Origin of the sequence: Paenibacillus amylolyticus (genome assembly GCF_050990605.1) — a bacterium.
In the GTDB taxonomy this organism is placed as follows: Bacteria; Bacillota; Bacilli; order Paenibacillales; family Paenibacillaceae; genus Paenibacillus; species Paenibacillus amylolyticus_H.
On sequence record NZ_CP158832.1, the window covers coordinates 1,279,726 to 1,291,740 of the forward strand.

9 protein-coding genes are annotated in these 12,015 nt (G+C 46.3%); 8 read left to right on the forward strand and 1 reads right to left on the reverse strand.

Annotation, left to right across the window (positions count from 1 at the left end):
- The first annotated feature begins 12 nt into the window (after positions 1 to 12).
- The 7 genes from nikC (at position 13) to ABTV53_RS05730 (ending at position 9,818) form a co-directional block, all read left to right on the forward strand.
- Positions 13 to 912 carry a nickel transporter permease gene (nikC, locus tag ABTV53_RS05700; protein ID WP_124117053.1) on the forward strand — a complete coding sequence of 300 codons (900 nt, stop codon included), beginning with the start codon at positions 13 to 15 and terminating at the stop codon, positions 910 to 912.
- Positions 913 to 1,638: 726 nt separating this feature from the next.
- Positions 1,639 to 3,519, forward strand: coding sequence for a molecular chaperone HtpG (gene htpG, locus ABTV53_RS05705; protein ID WP_433751533.1), 1,881 nt, complete (start codon positions 1,639 to 1,641; stop codon positions 3,517 to 3,519).
- 180 nt (positions 3,520 to 3,699) lie between these two features.
- Entirely contained in the window at positions 3,700 to 4,083 is a 384-nt protein-coding gene (locus ABTV53_RS05710; protein WP_433751535.1) for a hypothetical protein, read from the forward strand.
- A 25-nt stretch (positions 4,084 to 4,108) separates the two neighbouring features.
- Positions 4,109 to 5,524, forward strand: a complete 1,416-nt coding sequence (locus ABTV53_RS05715; protein WP_433751537.1) for a deoxyguanosinetriphosphate triphosphohydrolase family protein — start codon at positions 4,109 to 4,111, stop codon at positions 5,522 to 5,524.
- A gap of 21 nt (positions 5,525 to 5,545) precedes the next feature.
- Positions 5,546 to 6,568 (forward strand): MsnO8 family LLM class oxidoreductase, encoded by a 1,023-nt coding sequence (locus ABTV53_RS05720; protein WP_433751538.1) that lies wholly within the window; start codon positions 5,546 to 5,548, stop codon positions 6,566 to 6,568.
- Between the two features lie 290 nt (positions 6,569 to 6,858).
- Positions 6,859 to 8,571 carry a HAMP domain-containing methyl-accepting chemotaxis protein gene (locus ABTV53_RS05725; RefSeq protein ID WP_433751539.1) on the forward strand — a complete coding sequence of 571 codons (1,713 nt, stop codon included), beginning with the start codon at positions 6,859 to 6,861 and terminating at the stop codon, positions 8,569 to 8,571.
- 269 nt (positions 8,572 to 8,840) lie between these two features.
- A complete protein-coding gene (locus ABTV53_RS05730) occupies positions 8,841 to 9,818 on the forward strand; it encodes a TRM11 family SAM-dependent methyltransferase (protein ID WP_433751541.1) in 978 nt (325 codons plus the stop codon).
- A 342-nt stretch (positions 9,819 to 10,160) separates the two neighbouring features.
- Here the strand turns inward: ABTV53_RS05730 and ABTV53_RS05735 are convergent, their stop codons facing one another.
- A complete protein-coding gene (locus ABTV53_RS05735; RefSeq protein ID WP_433751542.1) occupies positions 10,161 to 11,117 on the reverse strand; it encodes a D-2-hydroxyacid dehydrogenase in 957 nt (318 codons plus the stop codon).
- 207 nt (positions 11,118 to 11,324) lie between these two features.
- On the opposite strand from ABTV53_RS05735, the gene thpR reads away from it, so the two are divergent.
- The gene (gene thpR / locus ABTV53_RS05740) at positions 11,325 to 11,927 is read left to right on the forward strand and encodes an RNA 2',3'-cyclic phosphodiesterase (protein ID WP_433751544.1); all 603 of its coding nucleotides are present in this window, start codon (positions 11,325 to 11,327) and stop codon (positions 11,925 to 11,927) included.
- The last annotated feature ends 88 nt before the right edge of the window (positions 11,928 to 12,015 follow it).

A 12,015-nucleotide genomic window follows, 5' to 3' on the forward strand; every position in this document is an offset into this window, starting at 1 on the left:
AGGAGACGCCGCATGGCCAAATTATCGACCAATACCGGACCATCCATTGACGCTGCGTCGGCGAGCACATCCGGTCCATGGCGGGAAGCGTGGAGAACGTTTCGGAAAAATCGACTTGCGCTTGCAGGCTTGATTATCATTGTATTTTTTATCCTGTTGGCCTTCCTCGCGCCTTACATTGCACCTTACGATTACAAGGAACAGGTGCTGGTGGATCGACTTCAGGCCCCTTCGGCAGAGCATTGGTTTGGTACGGACGATCTGGGGCGTGACGTGTTTTCCAGAGTGCTACATGGAGCGCGTATTTCCTTGTGGGTGGGCTTTTTCTCCGTCATTGGTTCCATTATTGCGGGCACGCTGCTGGGTCTGATTGCCGGATTTTATGGAAAATGGGCAGACATGCTTATCTCGCGTTTATTTGATATCTTGCTTGCCTTTCCGGGAATTTTGCTGGCTATCGCCATTGTGGCGATACTGGGGCCGTCTTTGCAAAATGCACTGCTCGCCATCGCCATCGTGAACATCCCGACCTACGGAAGATTGGTACGTTCACGGGTACTCAGCTTGAGACAGGAGGAATTCATTACGTCGGCGCGGACACTTGGAGCGGGCAACGGTCGAATCTTGTTTCGCCACATCTTGCCCAACAGCCTTACTCCGCTGATCGTGCAGGGTACACTCGGAATTGGGACGGCGATCATCGAAGCTGCTGCACTCGGATTTCTGGGCATGGGCGCGCAACCCCCCGACCCTGAATGGGGGAAAATGCTGTCCGATTCCCGTCAGTTTATACAAAAAGCACCGTGGACATTAATCTTCCCCGGCGTTTCCATCATGTTGACCGTGCTCGGCTTCAACCTCATGGGCGATGGACTGCGCGATACCCTTGATCCGAAAATGGCGAAAAAGTAAAAGTTTCTAACTCTAACTATGAGTGTCTCTACCTATGCCGGTTCGAACTTTGGTTCGAGGCGGCTTTTGTATTGCCTGCGGGATTACGTTAAAATGATTGGTGATGTGCAAAAGTTGAAGGATTATTCGATCTTTTTGTTAAAATAACCGCCTGCGTATTGACACCCAATTTTCCCATATGTTATATAAAAGGAAGGGTTTAGCACTCCGATCATTAGAGTGCTAACAATGATCTTTTTAGTACACGCCTACATATGGAATGATTCTGTTTTTGAAAATAGATATTGAACCTGAGTAGGACATGCGAAGCCAAGGTATGCAACAGACTTGAAGCAAGATTCCGCGTTTAAGAGATATCACTTCATTGATGTCCTTTATCCTAAAAAATCAGTCGCTGATCAGATGCAAAAGTAGTGCAGGGGACGAAATCGATTTGGAGGAAGTGAAGCGTTCGCCTTTATCACCGGATTTCTCCCTTTTAAAAAGGGAATCAAAGAAATCTGGGGATAACAGCGATCCGAAAAACGATTCGTAACCGGAACGGCTACATTGCAGAACGTCGTGCACTTATTTTTAACAATGAGCCAGTTAGAAGTGAAGCACAATATCTGTGGACTAGAGCGATCGAGGTTTTTAAGTCTACTAATGGCCGCAGGATTATCTCAGTTACTTTCTATTTTCAATCCAATCATTCGATATCCCAATTTGAAAGGAGTCCAACCACTCATGGCTAAAAAAGAATTCCAGGCAGAATCCAAACGTTTGCTGGATATGATGATCAACTCCATCTACACCCAAAGAGAAATCTTTTTGAGAGAATTGATCTCCAACTCCAGTGACGCCATTGACAAAATATATTACAGAGCACTAACCGACGATTCGCTCGTTTTCAACAAAGAGGACTACTTCATCAAGCTCACGATTGACAAAGAAAACCGCACGCTCACACTGACAGATACCGGAATCGGGATGACGCAGGAAGAGCTGGAGAACAATCTGGGGGTTATCGCGAAGAGTGGTTCCCTGGCGTTCAAGAAGGAAAATGAAGCCAAAGACGGCCACAACATCATCGGACAATTCGGGGTTGGTTTCTACTCGGCATTTATGGTGGCGGACAAGCTGACCGTAACAAGTAAAACGCTGGGCAGCGACGAGGCTTGGAAATGGGAGTCCGAAGGCGCGGATGGTTACACAATCACTCCAGCTGAGAAAGATTCCGTGGGAACAGAGATCGTCCTGACGATCAAAGAAAATACCGAAGAAGATACGTATGACGAATTTTTGGAAGAGTACCGCCTGAGATCCATCATCAAGAAATACTCTGACTTCATTCGCTACCCGATCAAGATGGATGTAACGGGTCAACGTCCAAAAGAGGGCACGGAGAACGAGTTCGAGGAATACCAAGAAGAACAAACCGTAAACAGCATGGTACCGATCTGGCGTAAAAATAAAAGCGAACTGACCGAAGAAGATTACAATAACTTCTATATGGAAAAACGCTACGGTTTTGACAAACCGCTCAAACACTTGCACATCAGCGCAGATGGCGCAGTGGTATACAATGCAATCCTGTTTATTCCGGAGAATACGCCGTTTGACTACTATACGAAAGAGTATGAAAAAGGCCTTGAACTCTACTCCAACGGTGTACTGATCATGGATAAATGCGGGGATCTGTTGCCAGATTACTTCGGATTTGTCAAAGGTATGGTGGATTCTGAAGACCTGTCCCTGAACATTTCCCGTGAGATGTTGCAACATGACCGTCAGCTTAGCCTGATCGCGAAGAACATTAAGAACAAAATCAAGAGCCAACTGCAAAGCCTGTTGAAGGACGAGCGTGAGAACTACGAGAAGTTCTACCAAGCGTTTGGCCGTCAGTTGAAATATGGTGTATACAGCGACTATGGTGTGAATAAGGATACATTGCAGGATCTGCTGTTGTTCACGTCTTCCAAAGAGAGCAAACTCGTGAGCCTGGACGAATACGTCTCCAGAATGCCGGAAGATCAGAAGTACATCTACTATGCATCCGGTGAATCGATTAGCCGTATTGAGAAGCTGCCACAGATCGAGGGTGTTCTTGAGAAAGGGTACGAAGTATTGTACTTTACCGATGACATCGACGAGTTCGCAATCAAGATGATCATGAACTACAAGGAGAAAGAATTCAAATCCATCTCCAGTGGTGACCTGGGTATCGAAGATAGCGCGGACAAAGAAGAAACGGACGCTCAGGACAACGACAACAAAGAGCTGTTTGAAGCGATGCAAGCTCAATTGGCGGGTAAAGTCAAAGCGGTCAAAGCTTCCAAACGTCTCAGAAGTCACCCGGTATGTTTGTCCACCGAAGGTGAGCTGACGATTGAAATGGAGAAAATCCTGAAAGCTATGCCGAATAGCGAAAACGTACAAGCCGACAAAGTGCTGGAAATCAACGTAAATCACGATGTTTTCAAATCGTTGAAAGACGCTTTCGCACAAGATCAGGAAAAGCTGAACCTCTACACTAGCCTGCTGTACCATCAAGCATTGCTGATCGAGGGATTGCCAATTCAGGACCCAGTAGAGTTCACCAACGATATCTGCAAGGTTATGGTGTAACATCGTTGCACCCACCATATTGATCCGACAGGGCATTTCCGTCCTGTCGGTTTTTGTTTTTTTACCCACCAACGGGGATGGCGCGGGTGAGGCAGACTATCATTGCAGCGATGGATGATATTATTCTAAATTGAACTTGATTTCCACTCGATTTTAGCGAGCTGAATGGTGAATAGCATTATGTATTTTAAGGACAGAAAAAGTAGTGAAGGGGACGGAATCGATTCTGAAGAAGCGAAGCGTTCGCCTTTATTACCAAATTTCTCCCTTTTTAAAGGAAATCAAAGAAATTTGGGAATAACAGCGATCAGAAGAACGATCCGTAACCAGAACGGCCATCTGGTGGCACAGTTAGTACTTATGGTTGTTCTGCTATGGGAGCGAGCATATGAGAATAATGAGTTCAATATGAATCATCGTCATTTAGATGCACGGATGATAGTCTGGCAGGGTATAATAAGAGAAGATGACTGTTCATCACAAGCTGATGTAAGAAGAGATGACAATCACAGACAGGTTTTACTTTTCGAAACCACAGATGTTGTGTATAATCACTCAAAATAGAGACAGTCGGCTAGGAGTGATCCCCATGCAATGGAACGATCTGAGAGAACATAGACAATATCCAGAATTAACCAAATTGGATGGATCTCGTGCAGCATACGAACGGGACTATTCCAGACTTATTCATTCACCGACCTTCCGTCGGTTACAGGGCAAATCGCAGGTGTTTGGCGCAGGAACGGGTGATTATTATCGTACTCGGTTGACCCATTCCCTGGAGGTGGCACAGATTGCACGAGAGGCTGCCCGAAGCCTAATCCGCCGTTTTCCTGAGGTGGACTGGGACCGTGCGGACAACCCCGGCCTTATTATTGATTCAGAAGTGGTGGAGTGCGCTGCAATCGCACATGACTTCGGTCACCCGCCGTTTGGACATAAAGGTGAAGAAGTATTGGATGGCATTCTGGATGACCTCATTAACACCGAGGCTAAGAAAATCATGAAAAAAAGCCGCAGTGCCAAAGTTCCCAAGGTGGAGTCTGAAGTCCGTGCCGAGCTAAAACGGAAATACGAGCATTTTGAAGGCAATGCGCACAACTTCCGTCTCATTATGCACTTGGAGAAGCGTGAAGATATTGACGGACTGAACCTGTCCGATGCGGTATTACTAGGAATCAACAAGTATCCGTACCCCGGGACAGAGAGCAAGAAAGGCATGTATCATCATGAGTGGCAATATATTCGGGAGATCCGTGATCGCTGGAACGTGCCGGCAGGCAAGAAGACGCTGGAAGCACAGTTGATGGACCTTTGTGACGATATTGCGTACTCCTCCCATGACCTGGAGGATGGCATCAAAGCAGGCAAAATTGAAGTACATGAGCATTTCCTGCAAGATCCGCATGTGAATCGACTGATTGTGGATAAGATTACAACGCTGGAGGATCTGTTCTGGAACGGATGGACCCGAGAAGCGATTGGGCAAAAGGTAGAAGAGGTTCTCGATTCGTTCCTGCGCATCTGGAATGAAAAGATGCCGTTCTGTGAGCATGATTACTCACGTACCCGTCGTGAAGTGAAAGCCTACTGGGTGAGCTTTTTTGTAGGCAGCCTGGGCGTGATTGACGACGGAGACTGGAAGAAGGTAACTTTTGTCCGTGATGGGGCTGAAGACCTTGATATGCTGCGTACGGTGAGTGTGCTCAAGAGTTTTGCCTGGGTGACCATGATTCGTGATCTACGCGTACAACGGCTACAGAAGCGCAGTGAGTGGATGATTAAGCGATTATGGGATGCATTCCTCGATCCGGAAACATCCAAATCTATTATTCCATCCGACTGGCTGCAGCGGTATGAGAAGGATCAGGCCAAAGCCCAGCCGATCTGGACTTGGGAACACATGGTGATTGATTATATTGCAGGAATGACGGATGCATTTGCCGAGAAAATATACAATGAACTCTACGGGCTGAAGGTGGGTTCCATCTACGATCTGGATTAAAGTTAACCGATATAAAGGGAGATGAGACGCGTGGCTAAGCGAATGAGTGAGACGTTCAGTCTGGGCGTACTTGACCTTGTGCCCAGGTTAAACGATGCCACAGCGGAACAGGCACTTCAACAATCGGTGACACTTGCGCAACATGCCGAGGCTTGGGGATACGTCCGTTACTGGACGTCAGAGCATCATGATATGGCTGAACTGGCATCGGCCTCTCCCGAAGTACTGTTATCGCACATCGGAGCAAGGACAACAACGATAAAACTTGGCTCTGGTGCGGTTTTGTTGCCCCATTACAGTCCGCTCAAGGTTGCAGAGTCGTTCCGTCTGCTGGCTGCGCTCTATCCGGGGCGCATTGAGCTTGGGCTTGGACGTGCTCCTGGTGGTGGGCCTCATGCCACGATGGCACTCAGTGGCAATTACTTGCAGCATGTGTTCAAGCTGCCCGAATCGCTCGCAGCACTTACAGAACTGCTCGAAGACCGCTACATGTACGAGGATCATCCCGTCACGGCTCGTCCGATTCCCAAGCTTCCGTTATCGCTCTGGATGTTGGGAACTAACGTGAAGAGTGCAGAATTTGCGGCACGGTTTGGCATGGGATATGTCTTTGGTCAATTCATGAGTGATGCCGATGGTACAGAGGCTGTAAGGCGATACCGAGAAGGATTTATTCCCAGTGCAACGATGAAGAAGCCTGAGGTTATGGTGGCAGTCAGCGTATTGTGTGCCGAGTCAGAGAGTGATGCTTTGGACTGGAGTCGTGACATGGCGGAGAGACGCAAGCTGGAGGGGAAAGAACGTTCAACCGAGCTGAATTCAAGTGGTATTGCTGTCTCTAACACGAATGATGCAGCCGTTATTGATCATAATGAATCGGTGCGGCACTACGCAGGTACAGCTGAGCAGGTATGGGCTCGATTGCAACAGGTGAGTCGCAGGCTGGATACGGAGCGGTTGCTTCTGGTTACGCCAGGACCGGATTATGAGCGCAGGCTGAATTCATATCGATTGCTGGCTGAGCTAGAGACAGAGCAATCTTAAAGTAGGCGAAGCACTTTATGATGCACACCCGTTAAAATTAGAATAAAGCGGAGAGCTGCAGATCGGGATTTGACCGTATGCTGCAGCTTTTTATTTTAGAATGTGCCAAAATCCAACAAGATTTTACTAAATTAAGCTTCTTAATAACAAAATAATGTTATAATACTTTACGTCTATTTTCCTATCGATATAATATAGATAAGTTCTTTGACAAGAGGTCAAAAGAAGGGGAAAACCATGACAAAAGCACCTGAATTCGGGATGACCGAAGAGGTCAAGGGGGAAATCATATGTTCAGCAGATTCAAGATCAAGAGTATCGGTCTGCGTATCAGCATCGCGTTCTACTTGTTAATCCTCTGTTTAATTGTTTTGAGTGTCACGATTGTCACCCGGATGAATTCAATTGAATCCAACACCAATGAAATCACGAACAATTGGATGCCATCAATCCAGCAAATTAACCGGTTAAACTATACCACAGAGCATGTCCTGTCACTAAGTTATCGACACTTTGATGCGGATGAAACAGACAAGCCATTCTTGTCAGAAGAGCGAACCAAGTATATTCGTGAAACATCGCAGGCGATTACAATCTATGATCAGCAGGAGAAGTCTGCGGATGAGCTCGAACACTGGACTGCGTTCAAGAACAAATGGGAAACGTATCTCAAGATTAATACGCAATCGATCAAGCTGAGTGATGAGGGTCAGACACAGCTGGCGAAGGAAGTATCTGATAAAGGTGCTGATTCCTTTGACAACATGCAAGTTGACCTCAATTATCTCGTGGAATACAATCAGGAACAGTCCAATCTTGCGGCGGCTCAAACAATCAGATCGGTGCAGGATGGTAGATTAATCATCATTATTGGTGTTCTTATCATGATTGTCATTACAGCGATCAGCATTCCGATTATTCGTTCACAGGTCGTAAAACCACTGTTACGTGTCATTAGTGCGGTGAAACTGATTGCAGAAGGCCAATTAAATGTTCAGGACATACATACCAAACATGAGGACGAAGTTGGTGTTCTGGCCAAAGCGGTGAATGACATGAAAGGTAACCTGACCTCCATGGTGCTGAGTGTCAGACGAATTGCGGAAGCTGTTAATCTGCAAAGTGGGGAACTGGCAATATCCTCCGAAGAGGTGAAGATTGGTAGTCGCCAAATTGCGGTGACCATGGAAGAGTCAGCCAAGGCCGCAGAGAGCCAGACAGAGACAGCTGTGGAATCAGCTCGTGCGGTCGAAGCTTTGAATGATCACATTCAGAATCATACGGAACAAGGCAGCCAGCTGCGCGTCATGTCCGACCTTGTACTGGAGCAAGGGTTGAATGGCCGCAAGGCGATGGAACAATCAGTACAGCAGATGCAACAGATTTCCGGTTCGGTCTCTGCTTCCATGAACAAGATGGAACGATTGAATCGTAAAAATGAAGATATTTCCAAACTGGTTCAGGTCATTCATGACATTGCACGCCAAACCAATCTGCTGGCATTGAATGCCTCCATTGAGGCAGCGCGTGCGGGAGAGAGTGGACGCGGATTTGCTGTAGTGGCATCAGAAGTGAGGAAGTTATCTGAGGCTGTGCAGGCTTCGGTCGAAGAGATCACGGTGATAACTGAGGATATTCAGCAGGAGTCACAAGGTGTGGTTGCGGAATTACGTACGGGTGTTCAGGAGACCGAACTGGGTCAGGAACATGTTCTTGCTTCAGGTCAACTATTCCGCACAATTAATGAATCGGTGGAAGGCATGGTTGGTGTCATCAGCACGATGACAGATGGTCTCGCAGGCATGCAGGAAGCAAGCGGACGAATGAATGATTTCAGTCAGCAGATTTCCGCTGTTTCGGAACAATCGGCAGCGAGTGTGGAAGAAGTTTCTGCATCGGCGGAAGAGCAGGTCAGTTCCATGGAAACGATTAGCGGCAACATTCAAAGTCTGAAAGAATTATCGGAAGATTTGCTTGCATCCATTGAAAAATTAAAAATATAACCTTCTTCTTATAATAGAAGAAGCTGGAATCACGCAGGCGGAGATTGGTGAGAATCTTTAAATAAAGTAAGGCGTTCCTCAACAATGGGAACACCTTATTTTTTTCTTTCCAAATAGATACGTGCAAGGAAATGGATTGTTGTGTAGGGGCCTAACATTGTATACAATGACTACCTGAAGCAAACGTATGAGTCGTATTTGATATGTCTTCAATGAGCTTACTATTTATATAGAAGAAACATGATTAATGAAGGAAGGAGAGGGGGATTTTGCCTGATGAAACACTCGGTATTTACGCTACTTCTGGGAAACACCTCTATACCTTTGCTTGCCACGAGAACGAGCAAGAATTATGCATGCTGGAGCTGAATACGCTGCTTGAACCGAGTTCGGAGATCCGTATGGATAAGGGGTCGTATGTGTGGTCTGAACGATGTATTCCACCTGGACGCAGTCCTTTTATCCACGGCAGACTTGACGTGATCGGCGAAGGGGGCAGCGTGACTGATCTGCTTCCGCTTGCCAGAGATATTCATCTGTTGCCAGAAGAGACATTTAAGGTAGTTTGTCTGAAAGAAGGGGATTATGCCCCTGATTATGCTCAGTCTCGCCAACTGGAAAAAGAAGTTGGCATGTGCATTAAAGGTAAGGCACAGATGAAACAACCTAAGGTGACTTTCGGCCTAATCCGAACAGGAGAAAAATGGATCTTGGGCCAGTGGACAGAAGCGGATCGATCATGGCAGATTCATCGGCAGAAGCCGCAAAATTACTCCACTGGATTTGGCATCACGCTTGCGAGAGCGCTGGTTAATATTGCTGTTCCGAGAGTGGAAAACCATCGGTTGCTTGATCCATGCTGCGGTATGGGAACCGTTGTCATTGAGGCTTTATCCATGGGAATGGATGCAAAAGGTAACGATCTCAATCCTCTGGCTGTCCGAGGTGCACGTATCAATCTGCCGCATTATGGATATGATTCGGATCGAATTACACTAGGGGATATGAATGAACTGCAAGATTTGTATGATGCAGCAATTCTGGACATGCCCTATAATCTCTGCTCTGTACTTCCGGATGCTGAGCAACGAGCCATGCTGGAGAGTTTGCGCAGATTGGCAAAACGGGCAGTGATTGTTTCCACAGAGTGGGTAGAAGAGCACTTGCTGGAAGCGGGATGGACGGTAAAAGAGTACCGAACAGTACAAAAAGGCACGTTTATACGTCATATTTGGTTGTGTGTGTAAGTATAAAAAAAACAAAACTCTACCTCTAAGGAAATTTCCAGAGGTAGAGTTTTTTTACTGTGTACATTTTACTTGAACTAACGATTTACACGAGAAACGTAGAGGATAGAAATAACCAGAAGAAGCGGAGCTAAAAGCTTTCTGCAAGAAAGCTGCATCGTAAGCATACTCTTCGCCTTTATTCACAGATTTTCACTTTTCTAAAAGTGAGTCAAAAAAATCTGGGAATAACAGTGATCGGAAGGTTGTTCTGTCATCGGAGTTGTAAGTGTAAATATTGTTTAGTTCAATTGATATCGTTGATCTGATTTGCACAATATTGCATGGGAACGGGTGTTTGTGTTAATATTTATGACTATAATCCACCAGGTTAAGCGGCAGTGTCTTACCAGCAACATAAGCTTCCAGATTTTTGACGAAAATATCGACTGCTCGATCCGCGTATTGCTCTGTACTTCCTGCGATATGAGGCGTAATTAACACGTTATCCATGCCCCATAGCGGGTGGTCTGCAGGAAGAGGTTCTTCTTCGAACACGTCCAGTGCGGCGAAGGCAACTTGGCCGTTTTGGAGTGCATTCAGCAAGGCTTCCGTTTTCACACTGGGGCCACGGCCCACATTGATGAAGCAGGCACCGGATCGGAACTGCTCAAATGCAGTTTGATCATATATATGTTTGGTTTCATCGGTTAGCGGTAAAATGTTGATTACATAATCGCCCTGGCTCAAGGCTTCATGTAAACCGGTCATGTCGTACATTTGATCCACATTGGGGACTTCCTTACCTGAGCGGCGAACTCCGATCGTGCGCATGCCGAGTGCTTTGAGAATGCGGGCTGTTTCGGTTCCGATCTCACCTACTCCTACGATGACCGCTGTTTTCCCGTGCAGTTCTGGCAGTGGTTTGGCGGGAGCCTTCCATTCGGACTGCTGTTGATACAACATGGCTTGTCTCAGCCAGCGACTGTGGGACAACATCATACCAAGAATAATCTCGGTGATTGGAATCGCGTGAACTCCATTTGCACTGGTGACCTGAACGTTCTTTTGTTGCAAATCTGCGAAGGGCAGATTGTCCACACCAGCAGACCAGACCTGAACCCACTTCAACAGGGTGTCCTCTTTCAAGGCATGTTCTGTGACGAGTGGGGACCAGCCGAGAATGATCTCAGCTTCTTTCAACTCAGCGGGGTCCAATTCCTTGGCTTTTCCGAATTTCAGGGTGTATCCTGGTGCAGCATTCTGAATGCGTTGTTGCTGTTCCTCGGATAGGGATGGAAAACATACAATTTTACCCATAATGTGTGGTCCTCCTGAGATAAATAGTTTGATGAGTTTGATAATTAAAGTGTATCAGATTTGGTGTTGGATGTGCATTAAGGTGGGAAATGCAGGAATCTAGCCTTATTTGCAAATGGTTAACTTTGTGTCACTCTATACTTACCCAACTTGAAACGATATGTATAGTTATGAAATAATAGAGCGAACTTTAGAGAGGTGTATGCAATGAATAACCAATCACATCAGGATCATTCATCCCGACGGGAAAGATTGTTTGTAGCCATTCGTCTTCCTGTTGCTGTTCAGCAGTCTCTTCAGATGGACGCAAGGCTTGTACAGAACAAGCTGGATTTTCGTAAATGGACAGATCATAGAGATTATCATATAACCTTGCAATTTCTGGGGGATACGTTAGTTAGTGACATCGGGCACCTGCGAAAAGCATTGCGCTCAGCAGCTAACGGATTTCAGCCATTTGAGCTTCAGCTTTCCGACTGGGGCACATTTGGACTTGAAGAAGCACCCAAGGTGCTCTGGAAAGGTGTTAGCGGAGAGATAGAGCACTTGTTTTCATTGCAAAAACAAGTCGTGCAGGCGACTTCACCCCTTGGGTATGAAGCTGAATTAAGACCTTATGCTCCCCACATTACCATTGCCAGAAAATATCTGGGACAGCTTCCAGGTAATGAAAATAAAGGGATATCTGGAGTGCTTCCGGAACATTCCACAGGTGCTAATTCATGGATGGTGGAGGACATTGTACTTTATGTGACAAGGCTGGGGCAAGCGCCAATGTATGAGGTCGTGGATACGTTCATTTTTTCCTGATAATCATTTTTATGCCATAAAATCACATTGACATTACGTTTATCCCTATGTAATATTAGCCATCGTTATTCAAATTCTTTTTTTTTGG

What these genes read in the sequence shown, in the direction of transcription:
- nikC (WP_124117053.1), top strand. Translation starts at nt 13, where the DNA reads ATGGCCAAATTATCGACCAATACCGGACCATCCATTGACGCTGCGTCG.
- htpG (WP_433751533.1), top strand. Translation starts at nt 1,639, where the DNA reads ATGGCTAAAAAAGAATTCCAGGCAGAATCCAAACGTTTGCTGGATATG.
- ABTV53_RS05710 (WP_433751535.1), top strand. Translation starts at nt 3,700, where the DNA reads ATGTATTTTAAGGACAGAAAAAGTAGTGAAGGGGACGGAATCGATTCT.
- ABTV53_RS05715 (WP_433751537.1), top strand. Translation starts at nt 4,109, where the DNA reads ATGCAATGGAACGATCTGAGAGAACATAGACAATATCCAGAATTAACC.
- ABTV53_RS05720 (WP_433751538.1), top strand. Translation starts at nt 5,546, where the DNA reads ATGAGACGCGTGGCTAAGCGAATGAGTGAGACGTTCAGTCTGGGCGTA.
- ABTV53_RS05725 (WP_433751539.1), top strand. Translation starts at nt 6,859, where the DNA reads ATGTTCAGCAGATTCAAGATCAAGAGTATCGGTCTGCGTATCAGCATC.
- ABTV53_RS05735 (WP_433751542.1), bottom strand. Translation starts at nt 11,117, where the DNA reads ATGGGTAAAATTGTATGTTTTCCATCCCTATCCGAGGAACAGCAACAA.
- thpR (WP_433751544.1), top strand. Translation starts at nt 11,325, where the DNA reads ATGAATAACCAATCACATCAGGATCATTCATCCCGACGGGAAAGATTG.